The 23058-nt window shown below is 46.8% G+C and carries 21 protein-coding genes; 5 read left to right on the forward strand and 16 right to left on the reverse strand.

The features are described 5' to 3' along the window. Positions 1-4 precede the first annotated feature (4 nt). From purN to SWOL_RS14375, 7 genes are all read right to left on the reverse strand, one after another. A complete protein-coding gene (gene purN / locus SWOL_RS09195) occupies positions 5-646 on the reverse strand; it encodes a phosphoribosylglycinamide formyltransferase (protein ID WP_011641169.1) in 642 nt (213 codons plus the stop codon). Continuing rightward, on the reverse strand, positions 643-1680 hold the full coding sequence (purM, locus tag SWOL_RS09200) for a phosphoribosylformylglycinamidine cyclo-ligase (RefSeq protein WP_011641170.1): 1038 nt from the start codon (positions 1678-1680) through the stop codon (positions 643-645). Before purM ends, purN begins: the two co-directional genes overlap by 4 nt. Before the next feature lie 60 nt (positions 1681-1740). Continuing rightward, positions 1741-3186 carry an amidophosphoribosyltransferase gene (gene purF, locus SWOL_RS09205; protein ID WP_081424834.1) on the reverse strand — a complete coding sequence of 482 codons (1446 nt, stop codon included), beginning with the start codon at positions 3184-3186 and terminating at the stop codon, positions 1741-1743. A 126-nt stretch (positions 3187-3312) separates the two neighbouring features. Next, on the reverse strand, positions 3313-4617 hold the full coding sequence (purB, locus tag SWOL_RS09210; RefSeq protein ID WP_011641172.1) for an adenylosuccinate lyase: 1305 nt from the start codon (positions 4615-4617) through the stop codon (positions 3313-3315). A gap of 38 nt (positions 4618-4655) precedes the next feature. After that, positions 4656-5171 (reverse strand): 5-(carboxyamino)imidazole ribonucleotide mutase, encoded by a 516-nt coding sequence (gene purE, locus SWOL_RS09215; protein ID WP_011641173.1) that lies wholly within the window; start codon positions 5169-5171, stop codon positions 4656-4658. Positions 5172-5523: 352 nt separating this feature from the next. Next, a complete protein-coding gene (locus SWOL_RS09220; RefSeq protein WP_011641174.1) occupies positions 5524-6735 on the reverse strand; it encodes an esterase/lipase family protein in 1212 nt (403 codons plus the stop codon). A 94-nt stretch (positions 6736-6829) separates the two neighbouring features. Continuing rightward, on the reverse strand, positions 6830-7006 hold the full coding sequence (locus SWOL_RS14375) for a hypothetical protein (RefSeq protein WP_011641175.1): 177 nt from the start codon (positions 7004-7006) through the stop codon (positions 6830-6832). A gap of 171 nt (positions 7007-7177) precedes the next feature. Between SWOL_RS14375 and SWOL_RS09225 the strand changes: the two genes are divergently transcribed. Continuing rightward, positions 7178-7633 carry a ferritin-like domain-containing protein gene (locus SWOL_RS09225; protein WP_011641176.1) on the forward strand — a complete coding sequence of 152 codons (456 nt, stop codon included), beginning with the start codon at positions 7178-7180 and terminating at the stop codon, positions 7631-7633. Between the two features lie 205 nt (positions 7634-7838). On the opposite strand, the gene guaA is transcribed toward SWOL_RS09225, so the two are convergent. The 3 genes from guaA to SWOL_RS09240 all read right to left on the reverse strand — a co-directional run bounded on the left by guaA (position 7839) and on the right by SWOL_RS09240 (position 10757). After that, positions 7839-9371: a glutamine-hydrolyzing GMP synthase gene (gene guaA / locus SWOL_RS09230; RefSeq protein ID WP_011641177.1), complete on the reverse strand. Its 1533-nt coding sequence runs from the start codon at positions 9369-9371 to the stop codon at positions 7839-7841. Between the two features lie 10 nt (positions 9372-9381). Then, positions 9382-9921 carry a hypoxanthine phosphoribosyltransferase gene (gene hpt / locus SWOL_RS09235; RefSeq protein WP_011641178.1) on the reverse strand — a complete coding sequence of 180 codons (540 nt, stop codon included), beginning with the start codon at positions 9919-9921 and terminating at the stop codon, positions 9382-9384. Positions 9922-10040: 119 nt separating this feature from the next. Then, positions 10041-10757 (reverse strand): hypothetical protein, encoded by a 717-nt coding sequence (locus SWOL_RS09240; protein WP_011641179.1) that lies wholly within the window; start codon positions 10755-10757, stop codon positions 10041-10043. Positions 10758-11104: 347 nt separating this feature from the next. On the opposite strand from SWOL_RS09240, the gene glnA reads away from it, so the two are divergent. Further along, positions 11105-12538 (forward strand): type I glutamate--ammonia ligase, encoded by a 1434-nt coding sequence (gene glnA, locus SWOL_RS09245; protein ID WP_011641180.1) that lies wholly within the window; start codon positions 11105-11107, stop codon positions 12536-12538. Between the two features lie 58 nt (positions 12539-12596). Here glnA and SWOL_RS09250 read toward each other — a convergent pair whose 3' ends face one another. The 5 genes from SWOL_RS09250 to SWOL_RS09270 form a co-directional block, all read right to left on the reverse strand. Continuing rightward, positions 12597-14837: a TOMM precursor leader peptide-binding protein gene (locus SWOL_RS09250; protein WP_011641181.1), complete on the reverse strand. Its 2241-nt coding sequence runs from the start codon at positions 14835-14837 to the stop codon at positions 12597-12599. Between the two features lie 231 nt (positions 14838-15068). Then, complete coding sequence (locus tag SWOL_RS09255) at positions 15069-16493, reverse strand: SagB family peptide dehydrogenase (RefSeq protein ID WP_011641182.1); 1425 nt, start codon at positions 16491-16493, stop codon at positions 15069-15071. A gap of 99 nt (positions 16494-16592) precedes the next feature. After that, positions 16593-16919 (reverse strand): hypothetical protein, encoded by a 327-nt coding sequence (locus tag SWOL_RS09260; RefSeq protein WP_011641183.1) that lies wholly within the window; start codon positions 16917-16919, stop codon positions 16593-16595. Then, positions 16912-17481 carry a sigma-70 family RNA polymerase sigma factor gene (locus tag SWOL_RS09265; protein WP_011641184.1) on the reverse strand — a complete coding sequence of 190 codons (570 nt, stop codon included), beginning with the start codon at positions 17479-17481 and terminating at the stop codon, positions 16912-16914. Before SWOL_RS09265 ends, SWOL_RS09260 begins: the two co-directional genes overlap by 8 nt. A 156-nt stretch (positions 17482-17637) precedes the next feature. Continuing rightward, a complete protein-coding gene (locus SWOL_RS09270; protein WP_011641185.1) occupies positions 17638-17946 on the reverse strand; it encodes an NHLP leader peptide family RiPP precursor in 309 nt (102 codons plus the stop codon). A gap of 538 nt (positions 17947-18484) precedes the next feature. Here SWOL_RS09270 and SWOL_RS09280 point away from each other — a divergent pair. The 3 genes from SWOL_RS09280 to SWOL_RS09290 are packed head-to-tail and all read left to right on the forward strand — an operon-like array spanning position 18485 to position 20577. Next, entirely contained in the window at positions 18485-19804 is a 1320-nt protein-coding gene (locus tag SWOL_RS09280) for a PP2C family protein-serine/threonine phosphatase (protein WP_242649321.1), read from the forward strand. Further along, on the forward strand, positions 19805-20209 hold the full coding sequence (locus SWOL_RS09285; protein ID WP_011641187.1) for an ATP-binding protein: 405 nt from the start codon (positions 19805-19807) through the stop codon (positions 20207-20209). A 35-nt stretch (positions 20210-20244) separates the two neighbouring features. Further along, positions 20245-20577, forward strand: coding sequence for an STAS domain-containing protein (locus SWOL_RS09290; protein ID WP_011641188.1), 333 nt, complete (start codon positions 20245-20247; stop codon positions 20575-20577). Positions 20578-20598: 21 nt separating this feature from the next. On the opposite strand, the gene SWOL_RS09295 is transcribed toward SWOL_RS09290, so the two are convergent. Beyond that, entirely contained in the window at positions 20599-22947 is a 2349-nt protein-coding gene (locus SWOL_RS09295; RefSeq protein ID WP_011641189.1) for an STAS domain-containing protein, read from the reverse strand. Positions 22948-23058 lie beyond the last annotated feature (111 nt).

Consider the following 23058-nt stretch of genomic DNA (forward strand, 5'->3'; position numbering starts at 1 on the left):
CTATCTAACCTCCTTGTTTATCGGCTATTACGACCCGGCGACCATCCAAAAAAACGCGTCCCTCGGCCAATAGCTGTAGAGAACGCCAGTAAATCTGATGTTCTTCCACCAGTATCCTCGCCGCCAGGCTGTCCTCATCGTCATCCTGGTAAACCGGAACCACGGCCTGCATTAATATCGGCCCGGTATCCATGCCTTCATCAACTATATGTACAGTGCAACCGCTGAATCTGACTCCATAGTTTAAGGCCTGGCTCTGGGCATTCAAGCCAGGAAAAGATGGCAAAAGCGCCGGATGAATATTTATTATCTTCCCTTTATATTCTTGTAAAAGCACTTTTCCTACCAGGCGCATATAGCCGGCCAGAGCTATGATTTCCACCCCGTGTTCCCGGAGTTTTTGCAAGAGGCAAACCTCATAATTATCACGACTAGTAAAATCTGCTGGGGAAAGAAAAAACGATTCTATCCCCCGGCGGGCCGCCTTTTCCAAAGCGGGAGCATCCCTGCGGTCACTGAGCAAGAGCTTGATATCAGCATCCAACTGGCCTCTTTCCACTGCCTGGCAGAGGGCATCAAAATTACTTCCCCGCCCGGAGGCCAGAACCGCCAGGCTGATACGCCCGGCTTCCCTTACTCTAATCATTGAATACTTACCTTCTCCCTGTCTTTCTCCACCCTGCCTATAAGTATAGGCTTTTCTCCTTTATCACGCAAGCACTTTAAAGCTTTATCATGATAAAGCGGCGATACGACGATTATGTATCCTATACCCATATTGAAAGTCCGAAACATTTCGGATTTATCAACCTGACCCAGTTTTTCAATCAACTTGAATACCGGTTTGATCTCTATGGCCTGACTGTCGATTACCGCCCCCAGGCCAGAGGGCATAATTCTCTGCAGGTTTTCTACTATTCCCCCTCCAGTTATGTGAGCCAAGCCTTTTACCTCACATGCTTCCAGCAGCGCAAGTATAGCCGGCACATATATACGGGTGGGGCAGAGCAATTCCTCACCCAGGCTATGTCCCAGTTCGGCAATGTTTTCTTCCAACTTAATCCCGGCCTTTTCCAGTAAAACCTTGCGCGCCAGCGAATAACCGTTGGAATGCAGTCCGGAAGAAGGCAAAGCTATCAAGAGATCTCCATCCGCAATAGAGCTCCCGTTAATAAGCCGGGAACGTTCTACTGCTCCTACCGCAAATCCAGCTAAATCATATTCTTTCTCCCGGTAAAAACCAGGCATTTCCGCGGTTTCTCCACCAATGAGAGAACAACCAGCTTGCAGGCAGCCCTGGCTGACTCCCTTTACCAATAGCTCCACCAATACGGGGTCAAGCTTTCCAATAGCGATATAATCCAAAAAAAATAGGGGTTCAGCCCCGTGAGCCAGTATGTCATTTACACACATGGCCACCAGGTCAATCCCCACGCTGTCATGTACCCCCATCATTTGAGCAATCCTCAGTTTGGTGCCTACTCCATCAGTACCGGAAACCAATACCGGTTCCTGGTACTTCTGTAAATCCAGAGCGAAAAAACCGCCAAAGGACCCTATCCCTGACAACACTTCCGGTCTTATTGTCTGTCCTACCCACTTTTTTATCATTTCCACCGAGCGGTTGGCGGCATCTATATCCACACCCGCTTCCTTATAACTCAAGCCCGGCTTATCCATGTCCTTCCACCTCCTGCAAATTTGAACACAGAGGGATGGTTCTTCTCTCCCCTGTTGCTATCAGGTCTCTATCTCCATAGGATATTTACCACTGAAACAGGCGGAACAAAAAGTATCTTCACTGCTTTTCATGGCGGCAAACATAGCTTCCATACTCAAATAGTGGAGGCTATCAGCGCCAATAAACTTTTCAATTTCCGTTTCGTCCATGGTACTGGCGATAAGCTCCTCCCGGCGCGAGGTATCAATTCCATAATAACAGGGAAAACGGGTGGGAGGGGAAGCCACCACCATATGCACCTCGGTGGCTCCGGCTTCACGCAGCATTTGCACGATCTTCTTGCTGGTGGTTCCCCGAACTATGGAATCATCAACCATTATTATACGTTTGCCGCAAACCACTTCCTCAATAGCATTGAGTTTCAGTTTAACCCCCAGTTCCCTCATCTTCTGGGTGGGCTGAATAAAGGTGCGTCCCACATAGCGGTTCTTCATCAGTCCTTCTTCAAAAGGCAAGCCCGCTTCTTCAGCATAACCCAGGGCCGATGAGGTGCCGGAGTCCGGTACGGAAATAACCATATCGGCATCAATATTGCACTCCCGGGCCAGCTGTCGACCCATCTCTCGTCTGGCCTGATAAACATTTACCTGGTCAATGGTACTATCAGGCCGGGCAAAGTAGATATATTCAAAAATACAATGGGCCCGGCGAGGCGAGTCGATAACTTGCCGGGAATGTAATCCATCCTGGTCTATTACCACTATTTCTCCGGGATTTACATCGCGGATTAATGTGGCCCCCACTGTATCCAAGGCTGCCGATTCGGAGGCCAGTATATAGTTGCCATTGAGCTCCCCTATGCAAAGAGGCCGAATACCCATCGGATCTCGTACCCCAACCAAACGGTCTTCAGTCATTATCAGGAGAGCGAAAGCCCCCTTCGCATCCATTATGCACCGGGCCAAAGCATCCTCTATTTTATTATCCTGGGAGTACCTGGCCAGAAGGTTAGCCACCACCTCAGTATCGCTAGTTGTTTGAAAAACGGAGCCATAGGTGGCCAGCCTTTTTCTAAGCTCCACTGTATTCACCAGATTCCCATTATGGGCTAAGGCCAGCATTCCATTCAAATAATGAAATACCAGAGGCTGAGTATTTACCACATTACTCATCCCGGTGGTGGAATAACGGACATGGCCGATAGACAGGCGGCCTTTAAGTTTCTTAATATGATCCGGCTTTATAACCTCGGTTATTAGTCCCATGCCTTTATGCAGTTGAATCTCATGACCATTGGAAACAGCTATACCCGCACTCTCCTGGCCTCGATGCTGCAAGGCATAAAGACCGTAAAAAGTAGTGCGGGCGGCTTCACAATCGTCCTCATATTCATTTAGAAATATTCCAAAGACCCCACATTCATCGTGGAATTTGTCTTCAGCATGGCATGTGGAAAGCAGCTCCAAATCCTTTATTTCCTCCAGCAATCTATTTCCTCCCCCCATATTCTTGCAACATCTAAATACTCAGGGTTGCACAGGCATTGCCTTCCCATCCAATGTTCCTCCTTAACTTACAGAAGTTGATTCTACCAGCAGGCAAAAGATACAGCCTCGACTAATAATCGTCCCCTAATTCCAGCAGTCCAAACCACAGCGTTTAAAAATGTAATCTACCTGGGCCTGGTAAATAGAGAGATCAAATATGCCCTCGATTTCATCATGGGAGAGCAGCTGCATTATCGCAGTGTCCTTCTCAACCAGAGTTTTAAAGTCCAACCTTTCTTGCCAGCTTTTCATAGAGTTTCTCTGTACCAACTGGTAAGCTTCTTCGCGGGAAAGACCTTTTTTTACCAGGGCCAGCATCAACTCCTGGGAAAACACCAGTCCTTGGGTTTTCTTCATATTTTCCAACATATTTTCTTCATAGACCACCAACCCTTGAACCACCGCGCGGAATTTTTCTAAAACATAATCCAGTAAAATACAGCTATCCGGAATGATAATCCTCTCTACCGAAGAGTGGGTCAAATCTCTTTCATGCCAGAGGGCCACATTTTCCAGGGCGGCCAAAGCGTTGCCCCGTATAACTCTTGATAGACCGGCAACTCGCTCACTCATCATGGGATTACGTTTATGAGGCATGGCCGAGGAGCCCTTCTGTCCCTGGCGAAATGGTTCTTCCACCTCTAAAATTTCAGTTCTCTGCAGATTGCGAATCTCCGTGGCCATTTTTTCCAAAGAGCTGGCAATAATGGCCAGAGTGGTCATAAACTGAGCATGCCGGTCACGTTGTATTACCTGGGTAGAAACTGGGCAGGGTTTGAGCCCTAATTGGTGACAAACATACTCTTCTACCCGAGGGTCCAGATGAGCAAAATTGCCCATCGCTCCCGATATGGCGCCAAAGGATATTATTTCCCGGGCCTGTTCCAAACGCAGGATATTTCGCTTAATTTCACTGTACCATAGGGCCATCTTCAAGCCAAAGGTACTGGGTTCACCATGTACCCCGTGTGTTCTGCCAATATTAAGACTGTACTTATAGCGGATAGCTTTTTCGGCTACTACCCTTTGTAGTTTTTCCAGCTTGTCCTGAATTAAATCGGCAGATTCGCACATCTGTAAAGCCAGTCCGGTATCCAGTATATCTGAAGAGGTCATGCCCAGGTGGATATATTTGGACTCATCTCCTACAAATTCGGCTACATTGGTCAAAAATGCGATTACATCGTGATGAACCTCGGCTTCAATCTCTTTAATCCTATCCAGCTTAAAAGCTGCCCGTTCTCTAATTATCTCTACGGCTGACAACGGTATTTTACCTAATTCAGCCCAGGCTTCACAGGCGGCAATTTCGATTTTCAACCAGTTTTTAAGTTTATTCTCTTCCGACCATACCCTTCCCATTTCACTCAGGGTATACCTTTCAATCATTTTGGACTCCCCTTTTTAAGGTTAATGTCACTGCAAATCTATTTTTTTATGTTCAAATACGCATCGGCGCCCAGGTCTTGCAACTTCTGGTCTTTTTCCCGAACTTCCCGGGCCATTTTATTTCGATATTCTTGCAAGTGCTGCCAAATGCTTTCATCATGAAGGGCTAAAATCTGCAAGGCCAGGAGGGCCGCATTGGCACTACCATTGATGGCTACCGTAGCTACAGGGATTCCCCGGGGCATTTGCACAATGGAGTAAAGCGAGTCTACCCCGGAAAGACTGCTGGTTTTTACAGGAACCCCGATAACCGGAAGCAGAGTATAAGAGGCAATTACTCCAGGTAGATGTGCGGCACCACCAGCTCCGGCAATTATTACTTCGATTCCCCTGTCCCGAGCCTCCTTTGCATAGGCCGCGGTTTCAGCAGGCAAACGGTGGGCCGAACAGATCGTATATTCATATTCTATAGCAAAATCTTTTAGTATATCCCCAGCATCTTTCATTATAGCCAGGTCGGAATCACTTCCCATAATAATTCCCACTCTGGGCATATTAGCATTCCTCCTTTTTTATAAAATTCTTATTACGAATTCATGATGTCGTTAGCTTGATTTACCAGTTATTTTGCCGGTTTTCTCTCAGAAAACAAGAGTAAAACCAGGCAAAAAGTAACAAGCCCGGAAGGACAGGATTCGTAACCGAAACCTATCCACCTGGGCTTTTATCCCTATACGGTGTAGTGCAATCCTGCACCTGTGTCACTTGGACCAGACCATACCAAGATGCGGAACCCTAGACACACTTTCGTGTTTTTAAAATAAAAACGTATTTCTTTCTTTTCCAGTTTTACACCTTGATATTAGCAAAGCATTCCTGGCCTGTCAACTTGCTCCCTCCCCCACTTTAATCCCGCAATTGCCGGTCCACCCAGCGGCCTACCCCGCGGGCAAAAAGAAGTTCCAGGTGATTTAGCGGCAGAACGGTCTTTTCCAGGAGTTGAGCACCTTCCCTCATTAAACCATCTGTATTAAGAACACTATCCACCAGAACCAGTCCATCACTGGGAGCGCTGCCTTCCCCCGGGAAACAATTAAGGAAATGCTTATCGCCCGCCAGAACAGCGAGCTCAATCTCTGGAGGCAAGCCATGCTGGTTAAGCTTTTGTATACAATAACCTCCGTCCTGTATAGCCGCATCAATCCCCCGGGAATGACTGATTAATCCAAACCCACCATAATAGGTAGACCACCAATCTTGCTGTAGCGGATCTAAAGCAAATTCCTCATCCCAGCGAGCAAGCATCTGGCTCTGTCCCGGAAAACAGCCATCATGATAAATAGCCTGCTTGCTGCAATCCACTAAACTCCCCAGGGAAAGTATTTGATCCCAGGCCATAACCCCATTGGAGCCGGAAATATAAATAAGGTAATTAAACATGGGATTGCGAAAAGCAAAGTCGGTTCCCCCATTGGGTGTTCCCAGCATTATGTATCGCCTAACCTCACCATTGTATGGAATTGCAGCCAATCCAGCCAAATATATCCAAGCAGCCAGGCCCCCTTTACTGTGAGCCAATACATCCACCTGGGGAGCACCGGTCAATTCACGCACCCGGGAAATAGCATCTGCCAGTTGTAGCGCCTGGTAATAATTATCCCCATGGGGATGAGAAAAGCTGAGGGCAAATACCCTGTAACCAAGTTCAACCAACTGTTGTTGCAAACCGGTATATCCCAAAGCAAACACATCACAAAACGAGGTGGCATCCAACCCAGCCCCGTGAAGCAAAAGCAGGGGAACCGCATTTCTGTTGCTATCCCAGCCGGCTGCGTAATGTAGCAGGTAATATTTGGCGTCAGGTGTGGCACTGCCAAAATGGGCGATGATATCTTTATCCAGCTGACGATTACTATCACAAAAGCGTTGTTCTTTGCCGGCCAGGCTTTCCACTTCCCGGCACTCAACCTGTTCCCAGAAACGATTGCTGTTTTTATACTCCATTCCCACATTTAAAAAAGCATCGCGGGATACATTCTGCCAAAACTCTAAACCTATTTGGCCCAGACCCCGGCTCAGGTAATCTCCCAGAGCCATAGCACTCAAAATATCAAGCACAATACCTCTCCTTCCATTGCTTTATTATAGCAATCCAGGAAGGATTCAACCAGGAATACTCTATGTCTTAGAGCAAAACCTCCCTTTGGGCTCCTTAAAGTATTCCCTGCAATTTAGCTCTGAGATTTCTAACCTGTTCCTTTAATTCCCGGGCCTCTTCTCTCACTTCGCTGTCCGGATCTGCCAGGAAATGCGCGAACCTGCTTCCCTGTTCTAATTCCTCCAGCTCGTTGGCCAGTCTTGCCGCCAGTTGTTTAATATATTCTTCCAATCTAACACCCCCTTATTATGCCATTTTTGCCCAGGGTGCCAGAATTCATTCATCATAGCGAAAGAGATGCCGCACTTTTTACAGCGGAGTCATATTTTAATTTTTATAATTTTGCTAATAATACAAGATAGCAGCTTAAGAAACGAATCTAATATGAGGAGGAAAAATGAGATGAATCAGAGTGAATTTGAAAGGATAATGAAACTGGCCATAGAGGCTGAAACGGAAGCTTACGAGTTCTATCGTGATGTGTCTGAAAAGGTTACCGATGCTTCAGTAAAAAAGATTTATCAAGAATTTGCCCAAGAAGAATTAGGACACCGCACTTTGCTGGAACAGATCTTAAAACATGATATTAAAACTTTCTCTTTTACTGGAGCCAGCGATTACAAAGTATCAGAAACAGTAGAATTGCCTCGCCTATCATTGGAGTTAAAACCGGTTGATGCCATTGCCCTAGCTATGAAAAAAGAGGAAGAAGCGATGAAAACTTATTATTCTTTGGCTGCTCTTTCTGCCGACCCGGAAAAACAAAAAATCTTTTCCGAGTTGGCTAAAATGGAGGAAGGACATAAGGCTCGAATGGAATCACTTTATACCAATACTGCTTTTCCCGAAGTCTGGTAATCATCACAACAACAAAATGGAGCAGGTTGCTGCTGATCTGAATAGGCAGATGGTTCCTAAAAATGAAACTCCTGCTGCTGTCATTTCGGAGCTTGAAAAGGTGGAAAAAGAGCATAAAAATTAAAAACGCTACGTTTTCGGTACGCTTTTGCAAATAAAAAACCCAGAAGTCCAGGTTTCACGCTGGTTTCCGGGTTTTTTCACGTTATTCCCACTCAATGGTTCCGGGAGGCTTGGAAGTGATGTCATAGGCCACCCGGTTGACACCGGCTACTTCATTGACAATACGGCGCGCCATTATATCCAGGAGTTCCCAGGGAAGTCGCGCCACTTCCGCCGTCATGGCATCTTCGCTGATTACGGCTCGAATAATTATGGGATAGGCATAGGTACGAGCATCCCCCATTACACCCACACTCCTTACCGGGGGCAGAACGGCAAAAGCCTGCCAGATTTCCCTTTCCAGACCGGCCTTTTTTATTTCGTCGCGGACAATCGCATCGGCTTCCCGCAATATCTCCAGTTTTTCAAAGCTAACTTCTTCCAGCACCCTTACCCCCAGACCAGGCCCGGGAAATGGCTGACGCCATAGAATCTCCGCAGGGATGCCCAGCTTTTCTCCTACCAGGCGGACTTCATCTTTAAAGAGCAAGCGCAGAGGTTCAATGAGTTGGAAATCCATGTCCTCCGGCAATCCTCCCACATTATGGTGGCTTTTTATGGTCTGTGCGGTGCTGGTACCGCTCTCCACAATGTCCGGATAAATAGTTCCCTGAACCAGGTAGTCTATTTCTCCCAGTTTAGCTTTCTCTTCCTCAAAGATGCGGATAAACTCTTCCCCGATAATCTTGCGTTTCCTCTCCGGTTCAGTAATTCCAGCCAGTTTGGCCAGAAATCTTTCCCTTGCATCTACAAAAACCAGGTTCATCTTCATTTCTTTGGCAAAAGTATCAATTACCTGGCTAGCTTCTCCTTTTCTTAAAAGACCATTATCCACAAAAACACATACTAATTGCTCCCCCACGGCCTGGTGTACCAGGGTGGCCGCCACGGAAGAATCCACACCTCCACTTAAGGCACAAAGAACTCGCTTCTTTCCTACTTTGTTTTTGATCTCCTCAATGGCTTCACTAATAAAATCACTAAGATCCCAATCTCCGCGAAGACCACAAATCTCAAACAAGAAATTTCTTATTATATCCATACCATAGGTACTATGTCTTACCTCGGGATGAAACTGCACCCCGTAAAGCCGGCGCTGTGGGCAACTGATCGCTGCTACTGGACAATTAGCCGTACTTGCCGTTATTCTGAAACCCTCGGGCAGGCTAATAATAGTATCCCCATGGCTCATCCATACTTGCATTTCATCAGGAAGACCTTTAAATATTTCATCCTTCCCCGTTAGCTGTAAAACTGCACGCCCATATTCGCGCAAAGAAGAGGGTTGAACCTTCCCGCCCATTTGCTCGGCCATTAACTGCATACCGTAACAAATACCCAGAACGGGAATACCCAGGGAAAAAACCCGGGGGTCGCAACCCGGAGCCTCACCCCCATGAACGCTGGCCGGACTTCCGGTCAATATTATAGCCTGAGGTTTCTTAGCCACTATTTCTTCATAGCTAGTATCATAAGGAAGCATCTCGCTATACACCGATAACTCTCGCACCCGGCGGGCAATCAGTTGGTTATATTGTCCTCCAAAATCCAGTACCACAACCGTTTCTTTATTCATTTATCCACCTCTAATTTTCATAAACTGCAGGTTTCAAAACACATACAGCCGGATAATGCCGGTATTGTTCCGCATAATCCAAACCGTAACCCACTACAAATTTATCCGGAATGGTGTATCCTACATAATCAGGATGAATATCTGTTTTTCGCCGGGATGGCTTGTCCAGTAGACAGGCAATCTTCAAACTGCGCGGATTCCTGTTTCTCAAGATTTCACAAATATATTTTAAAGTTAAACCAGTGTCAACTATATCCTCAACAATAAGAACATCCCTATCTTTTATGGAATATTCCAAATCCTTGACAATTCGCACTTCGCCTGAAGAAGACGTTGAGATACCGTAGCTGGAAACATCCATAAAATCAAGCTCCACCGGAACTTCCATTTCCCTGATTAAATCAGCCATAAAAACAAAGGCGCCCTTTAATATTCCTACAACCAGCAAATCCCGGCCTTTATAATCCTGGGAAATTTGTTTTCCCATTTCTGCGACTTTTTTCTTCAGGGTTTCCCGATCAAATAAAACTTCAACCTTTACCAGATCCAATGTAAATCCCTCCCTATAAAGTGGATTATAACAACTTGAAGGGAAAGGTGCAATTAAATCGAAAATTAAGGCAAAAAGCTAAAAAAGCAGGGGCCTTGAGCCCCTGCCGGTATAATCTTTCAATTTTTTTTGCCATCACTGGTATCCGGTGGTCTAATATCAATTTTCTGATTCCAATCCGAGAACTCTACCATCACGTTTAAGCTGGTATCCGGGGCCTTCTTATTGACTGCTGTCAAGGCCGCTTTTTTAACCATCCTTTCCTTGTAATCCAACCATAAGCGGTACTCAAAACTCTTCCATAGACTTTCCAACAACTGGCTTTCAATTGAGGGCCTGCAGCCCACTACCAAACACTCTACACCATCTACCTCTTCAAACCTTAACTTTTCTACCGCAGCTATCTGTTTGAATCTAAAATTGGATAGGGGATTGAGTTCTGAAATGAGCAATTCCTCCGACTTATTGGTATCACTTTCAATTACCAGCCATTTCTTAGAAAAAGCATCGTAATTGTAGATAGTGCGGTCAATATAGTAGATATCAACAGCTGTGTTAACCATCTCCCCCTTTATATGCGTATTTGCACCACTCTTTTCTCCTTCTACCCGACTTATCACCTCCTTCCGTTCAGCCACGGTAAAGCATGAAGTAAGCTTATAGCGATAGCTATCAACCGTGGCCATATTTTTTATACTGGCTTGAAGTTCGATTTGCGGATCCAGTTGAGATTTTATATAGTATTCTTCTATGCTGCGGGCTGAAGCAGCTAATCCCAGTAATAGCAAAGCCATTATAATAAGAATGATTAAGCGGGTACGCTTCAGTTTATTCACCCCCAGAATGAACTAATCATTTTTTCTCGAAGAGTAGTACATTTTATTAAGCGAAAAGCGTATATATACCGCCATCTCAAGAAGAATTTTATTCCATAATAATGGTGCCAGGCACTTAAGTTGTTAACTTTTAGATAGATATATCACAGGGACGGCTCTGTTGATATAAGTGAGGAGTGAGGGATCGGAGATGGCAGTTACATTAATCACCTGGAGGGGATATGATTTTCCATCTATACGAGACCAAGGTAATATTGTATACTATTTATCCTCCATATTTACTATGTTCGACTAATCTGCTATAATTCTCACGGTATTTGTTGTATAAAGCAAAGGAGGCTTTATAAGTGTTTGGGAGTTTTGACGAGGCATTGGATTTTTGTAATGAACAAGCTATCAGAATGATTGATTTCAAGATAATAGACCTGCTGGGAAGGTGGCACCACCTGAGCATTCCCTTGGGCCGCTTCAAACCGGAAATTTTAGAATACGGCATCGGTTTTGATGGTTCCAATTATGGTTTTGCCCCGGTAGAAAATAGCGATATGGTGTTTATTCCCGACCTCAGTACCGCTGTTTATGATCCCTTTACCGCGGTTCCCACCCTCAGCATGATAGGCGATATCTTTGTTATAGCTCAACCGGACAATTACCGTTTTGACCAGGACCCACGCAGCATAGCGGTCAAAGCGGAAGAATACATGAAATCCACCGGTATTGCTGATGAGATGAGAATCGGGCCGGAATTCGAGTTTCATGTTTTTGACCATGTAAGTTATGAATGTTCCCCGCAGAAGAGCGGTTTTACCATAGATGCAAAGCAGGCTATTTGGAACAGCGGAGACAATGAGAAGCAGAACCTGGGCTATAAAATTCCGGCAAACGGCGGCTATCATGTAGCTCCCCCGCAGGATATACTCTATGATCTGAGAGCCCGTATGTGCCTGTTGATGGAAGAAAACAAGATTCCAGTCAAATACCATCATCACGAAGTAGGTGGTCCGGGACAGATTGAAATTGAGGTGGAGTTTGGTCCCCTGCGGGAAATGGCGGATAGAACTATGCTGGCCAAGTATCTCATTAAAAACCTGGCCTTTCAGGAAGGTAAAACCGTTACCTTCATGCCCAAGCCCATCTTTGCCGAAGCCGGCAATGGCATGCATGTACACATGCACCTTTTCAAAAACGGAGAACCCTTATTCTACGATGCTAGTGGTTACTCCAACCTGAGCCAACTGGCCTTGAACTTTATTGGCGGTATCCTGCAGCATGCTCCGGCTTTGCTGGCCTTTACCAATCCCAGCACCAATTCTTACAAACGTCTGATTCCGGGCTATGAAGCTCCGGTAAGCGTTTGTTTTGCTACCGCCAACCGCAGTGCGGTAATCCGGGTACCGGCTTACGCCAAAAGTCCCTATCACAAGCGTTTTGAATTTCGCTCTTCCGATGCCACCTGCAACCCCTACCTGGCTTACTCCGCTATCTTGATGGCCGGGCTGGACGGTGTGCAAAAGAAGATTGACCCTGTGGCGGCGGGCTTTGGCCCCTATGACATGAACCTCTATAATCTTTCGCCGGAAAAACAGGCTCAGATAAAATCCCTGCCCCGCTCACTGGATGAGGCCCTGGATGCCCTGGAAAAGGATTATGAATTCCTGCTTCCTGGAGGAGTATTCCCCCGGCGCCTGATAGAGATATGGATTGAAAACAAGCGTAAGGAAGCCCGAAAAGTTAACGAAATCCCCCATCCCATGGAGTTTGAGTTATATTACGACCTGTAGGTTGAAAAAGCCGAAGGATGAAACACCAGACGGGGAACCTGTTCCCCGTTTTCTCTTATTACAAAAACATCCCAATAGGATTCATCTCGCTTTCCAGCCTGGGTAGCGGAAGCCAGCCCATTTCCACCGGCACATCATACAGGCGGCCGGGGGCCAGGCGTTTCCAGAAGTGCCTTAATCCGGGTACAATTACCTTAACCACCGCTATACCGATATCGGGCCGGGTCTGCTCCAGGACCAGCATTTCCATGCCCTTGCGCTCTATGATTTGGCGACAGCTCTCTATATCGCTCAAGAAATCTTCCCCGGACAAATCATTATAGTCTCCGGCTTTTCGCACGCTTTTGCCCGAATGGGGAAGCAGATAAGGCTGATTGGCCACCGTGGCTTGCTTCATCCATTCCAGGGTAACGTTATCAATAATAATGTCTTCCCCCCATTTGCCATTTTCCAGCTCCAGAACAAAAGGCATCATCTGATTGAGCTCGGTTAAAGCCCGTATAAGAGCCAGGCGGGCATCAAAGTGAGCACCAAACCCCATCATGATAGCCTCCTGGCCTCCGCTGCTTTTACGGGTCAGTGCGGCAAATGTCGGGATATTCAAATCGCTGCTTAAATCCAAAACCCAGATTTCCCGATCATGCCGACAATAATAACGCTGCATTTCATGAATAAAGGGTTCGTTGAAACTGGCCAAATCCACTTCCGGCATCTGAAGACGATTATACCACCAAATGGCCACACTATCGCGTTCCACCAGTTCAAAAAAGCCTTGTAAAATGGCTTCCTCCAGGATGTTGCCGGAAGCATTGCCATTGGAACAGGAAAAAACCGTTTTGTTTTCCGGGTGGCTGAAGTAACAAAAGGCCGTAGGCAGGTAGCGGAATTTTTTGCGGGTTAGGGACCATACCGCTGTCCAGTCCATTTCCTGATTCTCGTCAAAGGGTTCAGGTACCTGGTTAAACTTGCCCTCCCTGGCATTGGAAAGTTCCTGGTTCAGGTACTGGGTAGAGCTGAAATTCATAATCCGGTTAGGATGAATCGCCTCTTCCCCCAGTTCCCGGTAGCTGGCTCTTATCCGGGTCTCCTCTCCCCTGAATACACCGGAATAACGCTCTACGGCTTCACAAAGGGCACCGGCTTTGGCCTGCATCTCGCTTATGCCTTTTCCAGCACTCTGGGAACGCAAACCGCCACGCAGGAAAGCCAGGTTTCCATACTTGGCGGCACGATTATGTCCGGAGTAATACACTTTTAGAAAGGGATCAGCTTCGACCGGGTTATGGAGGAACTTCACCACACCAGTAATAGGGGAAACATGATGTCCATATTTTTGCAGGGTTTCTTCCGGCGAAATGCTCCGATGTCCCCCGTCAAAGGTAAATAGCTTTCGAGTAGATTGTAGCAAGGGAGGCTGGGCTGCTTTATGTATATCAGCCGCTTGCCCACAGATTGGGCACTGGGGTCTTTTTACCAGGGTATGGCTTTCTATACTCATGTTATATATATCCAGGCTAATCATCTTGTTTTCGGAAAACAGGCTCTGGCCACTGAGCAACTGCTTGGCCACTTCCACTGCCAGCAGGTTCCAAACCAGGGCGCGGGTGGCCGGTAGAGTACCCTGGGGTATGTTTACCGGGGATTGAAGCTCCTGCTGCCGGCGGATATATTCTTCCACATCCCGGTTGTTTTGTAAACGTTGGGCCAGGCATTGCCAGCAGGCTGTTTTCCTTGGAATAAAGAGGGGACCCAGCCAGGGAATGCTGCCCCTGGCCTTGACCAGTATCCAGGACTGTTTTTCCCGGTAAAATTTTTGATTTAATTCCTCCAGTTCCGGTTGCAGGTAATCATCCACCAGCACAATCAGCAGCTCCGCTTTTTCTGCTATTTCCAGTTGCATTTCTCTCAAGATTGATAGCAAAGTCCCAGTGGAATCATTGCCCAGGGATATTACGGAAACAGGATTGCTTTTTACCTTTTCTAAAAGCGCAGGAGTTTCAACCCCTAGCGCCGACCAGAAGGCCAGTTGCTCCCGGGGAAAATCCCCCCCGGCTTCTGTGATATAGGCTTTCTTCTCCAAAAGCGCCAGGGCGTAGTATATTTCGGCGATAGAAGCTTGACCAGCCAGGTGATCAATAATTTGATCAACACTGTGCTTTCCGTCAAGCAGCGGCGCCAGCAGGCAATAAATCCGGCCCTGCAATACATAGTAGTCCAGCTCCGACAGAAGAAAAACCGCTTTTTCATCCCCGACTATATGGATATTAAAATGCGCTTTGAATTGTGGTTTTTCATGCATAGACCTTACTCGATCATGGGGACGGTTCTGCTGATCGAATTACCTCTTTCCTCATTCATTTAAGCATGGTTAATAAAACTGGAGATCTGTCACGAACTTTCTCGCTCGCTCCCGTCCTATTGTTTCCCCCATTGTTTTCCTATTAAAATTAATACGCTGTACTTCAGCTTGTATTATATTCCTTCCAGGGAGTTTGAACTTTATTACGATCTGCAGGTTGACAATTAGCATCTAAATGCGTTTATTCCCCAGGATAAACTCCCCTACCGCTGATTCCTGCAGGTAGTTCAGGCCGGCAATACGGCACAACAGCTTAGCAGGTCCACTGCCGATAGCCGTTGGCGCCAGGTCCATAGCGGTGGCCACCAGGTACAGGGTCTGGCAGAGTGCTCCCACATCTTTCAGGATAACGCTGTAGGTTAACGATTGGTATTTCCACGCCACCCGCTGGAAACGAGCCGTAATATGCAAGGAAACAGGGGGCAGTTCCTTCAGCCCGGCAGCATTGGAACAGTATTTTAATAATCCTTCAACCTCGCTTGTCCTGGTCGTTAGTTTTTCCAGTTCATGCTGCCAGGGATCGTAATGATACAAGCCGCCCGGCAGACCTTCACATTCATTGACCGCCAGATAGATTTCCAATTCATAAGCCGCCCCTCCCCCCGGGTAAGGCCTATAGCTGGCCTCATATAATAAACCTGCCGGCGGATTAGCTTTAATAAGCTCTTTTATGCGGGCGCTGCGGTACAGAAATTCACCCAATTGCTGAACGCTAATGGGCTCGTCCGCATAATCCCGAATAGATTTTCTTTCCTCCAATACCAGGGAAAAAGGATAATCATCTTCTCGTAGTTTCTCCATATCCGGCCGGTAAAGTTTAATACGCTCACCGGACATGGGGTTCTTTACCGCCGGTAGGGGAGCAATCCGCCCCCAAAAGCGATAGGTCCCTCCCACTGGTTGTTCATGAGGACCCAAGCGGCTGCGGGCATGAAAAAGCAAGTCGTGAAACTCCCACTGCTGCAGCACTTCATCCCCTTCTCCGGCAGAGATACCAGCATCATCCACCTCTTCCAGCATGCCGGCAGAGAGTAAGAGCTCAAGAAAGAGCTGCAACGATTTTTTCGGCAAGGCTGGGAATTGCATACTTATTTCACCGGCAGTACATGCTTCAGCCAGGAGATGGAGTACTGCAGCTGCCAGCCAATGGGTCAGAACAACACGACCATTGGCCAGCGGGGATTCCAGGATGATTTCCTGCCCGTCCCGTCGGCTGTAAGTAAAGCGGGAAAGCCTGTAGCGTTGCTTTTGCTTAAAAAGCTTTTCATTATAAAGAGGAGCCGCGGAGAAGGGGGTATAAATGGCCAGGATTTCCTGTTCCATCATCACATTATAGGATATGAAGCCTCGCTCGATGAATTGTTGCAGGTGGTAGTAAAACTTTGCTACTTCACCTGCCCCATCTTCCTTAAAGACCGGTTCACTCAAAAAATCTTCGCTGCCGCTACCGGTGGTTAATGTCTTCATCAACTGCCGTAGGCCGCGGGAAACTCTTTGGCACACCAGACTCCGTACCGGGCTCTGCAAGTAGATCTTGCCTGCTTCTTCCTTAATTTGCAGATCCGGACGAAAGGACAGTATAAGGTTATCGCCCATGATATCATTCCCTAATACAGATTTTAAAACTGGTAAAAAAGCTATCCCTTGATTGGCAAACCCTAATCTTTAGCCGAAGCAGCGTAAGGCATACAAGAGTCATTGATAGCGTCGGGGCTGGGACACGGGACCTGTCCCCTTGTCCCAGCTGTCACCTGCGGCACTTATGCCCTCCAGTTCGTCATCACTGAGCTCAGACTTACGGTCAGATCCCGGATTAATGATGTTTTTTATCTTGCTCTGCAAAGATTGGCGAAGGGGTTGACGGATCTTGCTCTGCTTGCTGGAATCGAGCTGCATAAGCTTTTGTGCCAACTCCAGTTCCTTATTACAGGTTCCGTCGCCAGGTAGAAGCCCTTTTGCTTTACCCTCCAACAGGAGATCAACAGCGTGGTTGAATTGTTTTATCCGCTCCTGTTTATTCATTTTCACAGGCCTCCTCCTTCTTTAAAGCAAGTTGCAAGCGACGAATCGAGCGGTATAATATGACCCCCACATTGCTTTCACTCAAACCAGTCATTTGTGCGATCTGGCGATTATTAAGCCCTGCCCAGAATTTCAGACCAATGAGATTGCGTTCCCGGTTGTTTAAGAGTTCCAGTGCTGCTTGCAGGTCTTGCTGGCTCTCTTGCAATATGTATACTTCCTCCGGGCCATTTCTGGCACAGGCTAATTCCCGTACCATATCCAATGATACTATATGTTGCTTTTCCTGGTTTCGCAGATAATCGGTAATGATGTTGTGGGCGATGGTGAAAAGCCAGGTACGAAATGAACCTCGTTCGGGATGAAATTTATCCAGTTTAAACAGTACTCTCTCAAAAATCTGGCTGGTAAGGTCATCGGCCATACTGCTCCGGTTAACCCGGGAACGAACATAATTATATACCCGGGTAAAATAATAATCATAAATCTTGGCAAAGGCCTCCGGATCAATAGTGGCTTGAAGCAGCAATTGATTTTCATTTTTTAGCGAGCTACTCTTCATCAACTATTCCTCCCCAAGTCACCTGAACCTGGCCGATTTGCAAGAACCAGGATGAGCTGGCTATGGATTCAGTATTGGCCGCAGACGGTTTACTGCGCCAACAGTAAAAGAATAATACGAGCATTCCTAGAGCCAAAGATGCTGTGATCAAGTTAATTAATAATCCAAGTCACAGGTTTCAATATAAATAGAGGTTAACCAAGGAGAGAGAGAGCGGTCACCACCAGCCACTGCATCCAACTGCTCATCGGAAAGTTCTGTCGGCTGGACCGGCAGCAACACATAGTTTATTTTATCCGTATTCTCGACTACCTTAAATTCCACCCCAGCAGGAAGCGAAAGCCCAGCTTCCCGCATCACAGCTGCCGGATCAGTGATAAAACGCTGCTTGAAGGCCTCATCCATCCAGCAACGGGAGATAAGTTTGCCCATGATTTTGGCCTGTTCGTTAGTTTTGTTTTCCATTGCTCATTCCTCCTTAATTTAAAAGCATTGTTGAAAAATTCGGGAGTAAGGGATACAGGACCTATTCCCTTATCCATTTAATCTTTTATATAGAATTAATACGCTTTCGTATTATTTGTATTACATATCTGTTAAAATTTGCTTAGATGCAAAAATCAGTTCGAAGCTTTCTTCTTTGTATTCAATCTTGCTGCGTAGAAAATCGCCCCTCTCTCTTCCGAAAACCAACCATCACTTTTCCTGTAAAGATTTACTATCTCAGCAGGATTAGTCGAATTCCATATAGAAATGTTTTCTTTTATAAAGAGATGAAATATATCCCCCGCTTCTTTAAGCGGTCGGGTTCCAATTAACAAAACAGCTGGCGGGTTCTAATCCCCCACCTCGTTGCAGCGCTGTGTTGAAACTGCTCCGCAGTTTCTTCCGATGCTTTAAATCAAATTTTTTTTGCTTTTGCTTAAATAGCAGGCGTGGAACTGTTGGAAGGTGTTTCAAGATAAGTGAGATCATTGACCTGTTAATCAATTTAATTAAAAACATGGCAGTCATTATCGTACTGGCCTATGTATTAACTAGAACAAGAGCGTTTGCAGCCATGATGAATAAACAGACCATGAATTGGCGGCAACAGGCCACCTTGATTCTGGTTTTTGGGATATTTTCTATCTTTGGCACTCTGAGCGGAATCAATATTAACGGCGCTATTGCCAATATCCGTGATCTGGGTCCCGCAATTGCCGGATTGGTAGGGGGGCCTCTGGTAGGATTTGGAGCCGGATTTATCGGAGGATTGCATCGTTACAGTTTGGGTGGGCTTACGTGCCTACCCTGTTCTGTTGCTACCGTTCTGGCCGGGCTGACCGGGGGCTTGATTAGTCAATTCAAAAAAAACGAATTCATCACTATCCAGGAAGCTGTCATATTTATGGCCCTTTTTGAAGCTTTTCATATGGGCTTGAATCTAATAATGGTAAAACCCTTCGATCAAATCTATGTAATCATTAAAAACGTGAGCCTGCCGATGATATTTACCAACGCCCTGGGGATGGGAATATTTGTTTTTATAATTCATAACCTGGTTCGGGAAAAAGAAATGCAAAAACAAAAAGAATTAATTGAAAGCGAGCTGACGGTGGCCCGCGAGATTCAGATGAGCATTATCCCCAAAATCTTCCCGCCTTTTCCCGAACGGCCGGAATTTGACCTCTTTGCTGTTCTGGAACCGGCCAAGGAAGTGGGGGGAGATCTCTATGACTATTTCCTCCTGGACGATGATCATCTCTGTTTCACCATTGGCGATGTATCGGGTAAAGGGGTGCCGGCATCCCTGTTTATGGCGGTTACCAAGACACTGATCAAGGCCAAGGCGGATATTCGCCTGGAACCGGATGAGATCCTCTATGCAGTAAACAACGATCTCTGTGCAGATAATGATTCGGGGATGTTTGTGACTGAATTCCTGGGGATATTAACTATCTCCAGCGGTGAAATAGTCTATAGCAATGGGGGGCATAACCTGCCTTATATACTTCGCAAAGAGGGAACAATAAAAATGCTGCCTCGTATGGCAGGAATGGCCCTGGGGGTTATGGAAGAGATACCTTATAGCCAGGCCAGGGTGAAATTGAATCCCGGAGACAGTCTGGTGATGTATACGGATGGCGTAACCGAAGCCATGAATGATAGTGGCGAACTTTTCGGGGAAGAAAGGCTGGAAAGAAACCTGGCGGGAATTACCGGCTATACTGCCCGCGAAGAGGTGGAAGTCATTTTACGCTCTACCCGCGACTTTGTGCAAGAAGCCAGTCAATCTGATGATATCACCATACTGGTTCTGCAGTTTATTGGAGGAAAGTAAATGGAATATCGCTTGAAAAATGAGCTGGAAGAGATTCGCTTACTGGCCGAGGCTATTGAGCTCTGGGGAGAGGAAAACGGGATTCCGGGGAAATCCCTCTTTCAGCTCAACCTGGCCCTGGATGAATTACTGACCAACACTATCATTTATGGTTATCCCGAGGGCGGGGAACATGAGATTAGGCTGCGGCTGGTACCGGAGGGGGAGAAGGAGTTGCTTATCGAGATTCGCGATGATGGCCTGGCTTTCAACCCGCTGGAGGTTAAGGCCCCGGATCTCAAGCAGGATATCGAAGAGCGGCCTATTGGCGGCCTGGGGATTCACCTGGTACGGCAGATGCTTGATGAGATTGAGTACCGGCGGGAAAACGGGCAGAATGTTCTACTTATGAAGAAAAAGTATTAAGCTTATCATATTTGTTATAAAGGGGAGGAAAAACCATGGATATTAAAGAGATTAAAAAAGACCAGGCTACGGTCATAATGGTTGAAGGAAGATTGGATTCCAGTACCTCCGGAATGCTGGAGAAAAAGCTTTTATCTTTGATGGAGACGGGGGAGAAAAACTTCCTGCTGGATTTTTCCGGAATGGATTACATAAGCAGCGCCGGGCTAAGGGTTTTACTGATGGCCGCCAAGAAGAGCAAGACAACCGGGGGCAAAGTGTTGCTGTCAGCACTGACTGACAATGTTAAAGAAGTGTTCGATATCGCAGGATTTACCGATATTTTTACCATCTTTGCCAACGCAGAGGAAGCCCTTAAGGACTTCTAGGGACAGGTTCCTTGTCCCACCCTATCCTTCCAACCGCAAAATCTGTTCAACTATCAAAGCAGCGCTATAAGTCGCGGCTTTCCTGGCACAGGGAGTGACATTTACATATAAAACTATCGGGTAGGTCCATTCCAGCATAGCCAATAAATAGGGAAGAATATCGTTTTCAAAGATAACCACGGTTTTAGCATATTTCCGGATAAGGCAGGTCATACGATAAACCTTTTCCAGCGCAGGGTCATTGCCATGATATACCAGAGGAGGCAGTTCATCCAGGGTATTTACCCGGGCCAGGGCCTGTTCGAATTCCAGGAAGGAACGCAGGTCCTGTTCATTTTCCATCAGGGTCATTTCAAATTTGAATATGGGTTCCAAACGGGCGAAATCAGAAACTATGTTTCTGGGCCGGGTATCGGAAAAATCAATGATATAAACATTATCTCGCTCATCCAGGAGGATGTTTTGCATATTTAAATCACCGTGATTTATACCTGTATACCAGAGCCGTGAAATTGATTGGCGAGCGGGGTATTGGTATTTTAAAAAGTGATAAGGATTGGGAAGAACCCGGCCTAATTCCGGGCAGTCGATAGTTTTATCCTGGACGGAAATCCCCAGTTTTTCCTCGGCAAAATCAAAAATAACCGGGAAACGCAGCAAGGGGTCATGTTCCTGGTAAGGCTTGATTTTTTCCCAGCGCGGTTGACCATACCAGGGCTTGAGAATGCGGGTAAAGATGGTATCAAAAAGGGGGATTAGTTCTTCCAGTGCTTTTTCCTGAAAGCGGTGGGTAAGCCAGTCCAGATTGCTATCCGGCCCGCTGATTCCCACGAAATTGTAGCGCATACCGGTGGATTCCCCGCAGCTGCTCACTCCCATTATCGTGGTAGAGTTGTTCAATATATAGCCCTGCACATATTTTTGATGGTTTTCTATTTCCTTTTCTATCAAGCTGTGGGGGCCTATTTTCAGGACTGTGGGCAGCATGCGCCGCTGCTCCCGATCATAGGAAGTGACGCGAAATGGTTTGCCCAGGCTGAATCCCCCCTGTAGCGGCTCCAGCACTACGCGCCGGGCATCGGCATAGAGCCGGCGGGTAATAATCTGCCATTCTTCCGGAAAAGATATTCCGTCCCTGATTGCAATTTCCAGCTGTTTTTCCTCCGCCGAACGGATATGGCCGGGGACAAAGAACCACACCCGCCCCGCGCTAATAGCGGTATCCTCACCAGCCATAAAAACATCCTGCATTAAATCCAGCTCATTACAATAATTCATTATTTCTCGGGGCTCATGGATATTTTCCCAGTCCAGCAAATCCGCAAACAAAAGAGCGTTTCCCTGGAAGAATTCTTCCCCGGCCCTTATCCCCCGCTGTTCCATTAGTAGTAACAAGTGTTCCTCCGCCTTCCAGCCGCTATCTGCTCCCAGGCCAAGCAGCAGCATGCTTTGCTGCCGGGGCAGTTCCCGCTTAAGCGGCTTATTGTTTGTCAAGTCTTCAAAATTACGATAATAAGCTCCTTCTCCTGCTTGCACCTGCCCCAATATAACCAGGCCCAACAGAGAGAGCTCCTGGCTTTCACTGCTCTGCAGCTTGTCGCTTATCAGCTTCCGGATATCGCGTATAGTGATGGCCTCTCCTTCCGGCAGGTCCAACTTCCCCCATGGCGCTCCGCTAAAACCAACGGCGGCCGCAATATGCACAACAGCCTCTTGAGGGTCTTTCACCACCATAAAATCGGGGTGGTTATAATTATCCGCCGGCAATACCCCGGCCATTTTATCCAGAGCCAGAAAGCTTCCCAGCCCTTCAAAAGCATTGCTGCAATCAAAGCCCAGCCCCCCTATCCCAAAGGCCAGCTCCAGCTCATCCAGGCCGGCAGCCATCAAGTCGCTGCTGCTCAAGCCTTGCAGCGAAGAGCCATGGACTGCTTTCCAGATATCCAGATAAGATTCTTGACGGGAAAGCAACTGCCAGCTATATTCTCTCCCCCCGGCGCTAAATATTTGGCCCCCGCCCTGGGCAGTCTGTTCCCGGGCTATCAATGCCAGGGCATCCGCCATTCCTTCCGCCTGCCCGAACAACTGCAATACCCCGGTCATTTCCATAACCGATTTTACTTCACGATTCAAACCCATCAGGATAAGCTTGCCTTTAACCTTGGCCAGCATCTTTCCATATTTGAGCAGAGAGCGAATTCCGGCACTGGACAAATAGTTGACATTGCTAAAATCAATCAGCCAGTATTTTTCCTCTTTAAGGTGAAGTCCTATTTCCTGTTCAAAAAGCTGGGAACCCAGTCCATCAAACCTCCCCTGCAGGGAAATCAGAGGGATGTTTTCTCGTGTGGATACAGCGACATTCAGCATATTCCACGCTCCTTCCCCAATGAAGATTCCATTCCGCTACATTTAAGAAATACTTTTATGGAAAACCTTTTATGCTTAAGATATAAAATATGATTTTCCACAAACAGCAAG

Origin of the sequence: Syntrophomonas wolfei subsp. wolfei str. Goettingen G311 (assembly GCF_000014725.1) — a bacterium.
Classification (GTDB): domain Bacteria; phylum Bacillota; class Syntrophomonadia; order Syntrophomonadales; family Syntrophomonadaceae; genus Syntrophomonas; species Syntrophomonas wolfei.

Coding starts and splice junctions, on each gene's coding strand:
- SWOL_RS09250 (WP_011641181.1), bottom strand. CDS start 14,837: ATGCATGAAAAACCACAATTCAAAGCGCATTTTAATATCCATATAGTC.
- purN (WP_011641169.1), bottom strand. CDS start 646: ATGATTAGAGTAAGGGAAGCCGGGCGTATCAGCCTGGCGGTTCTGGCC.
- purE (WP_011641173.1), bottom strand. CDS start 5,171: ATGCCCAGAGTGGGAATTATTATGGGAAGTGATTCCGACCTGGCTATA.
- SWOL_RS09295 (WP_011641189.1), bottom strand. CDS start 22,947: ATGCTGAATGTCGCTGTATCCACACGAGAAAACATCCCTCTGATTTCC.
- SWOL_RS09290 (WP_011641188.1), top strand. CDS start 20,245: ATGGATATTAAAGAGATTAAAAAAGACCAGGCTACGGTCATAATGGTT.
- SWOL_RS09280 (WP_242649321.1), top strand. CDS start 18,485: ATGGCAGTCATTATCGTACTGGCCTATGTATTAACTAGAACAAGAGCG.
- SWOL_RS09265 (WP_011641184.1), bottom strand. CDS start 17,481: ATGAAGAGTAGCTCGCTAAAAAATGAAAATCAATTGCTGCTTCAAGCC.
- SWOL_RS09225 (WP_011641176.1), top strand. CDS start 7,178: ATGAATCAGAGTGAATTTGAAAGGATAATGAAACTGGCCATAGAGGCT.
- SWOL_RS09285 (WP_011641187.1), top strand. CDS start 19,805: ATGGAATATCGCTTGAAAAATGAGCTGGAAGAGATTCGCTTACTGGCC.
- purM (WP_011641170.1), bottom strand. CDS start 1,680: ATGGATAAGCCGGGCTTGAGTTATAAGGAAGCGGGTGTGGATATAGAT.
- purF (WP_081424834.1), bottom strand. CDS start 3,186: ATGGGGGGAGGAAATAGATTGCTGGAGGAAATAAAGGATTTGGAGCTG.
- guaA (WP_011641177.1), bottom strand. CDS start 9,371: ATGAATAAAGAAACGGTTGTGGTACTGGATTTTGGAGGACAATATAAC.
- purB (WP_011641172.1), bottom strand. CDS start 4,617: ATGATTGAAAGGTATACCCTGAGTGAAATGGGAAGGGTATGGTCGGAA.
- SWOL_RS09260 (WP_011641183.1), bottom strand. CDS start 16,919: ATGAATAAACAGGAGCGGATAAAACAATTCAACCACGCTGTTGATCTC.
- SWOL_RS09270 (WP_011641185.1), bottom strand. CDS start 17,946: ATGGAAAACAAAACTAACGAACAGGCCAAAATCATGGGCAAACTTATC.
- SWOL_RS09255 (WP_011641182.1), bottom strand. CDS start 16,493: ATGGGCGATAACCTTATACTGTCCTTTCGTCCGGATCTGCAAATTAAG.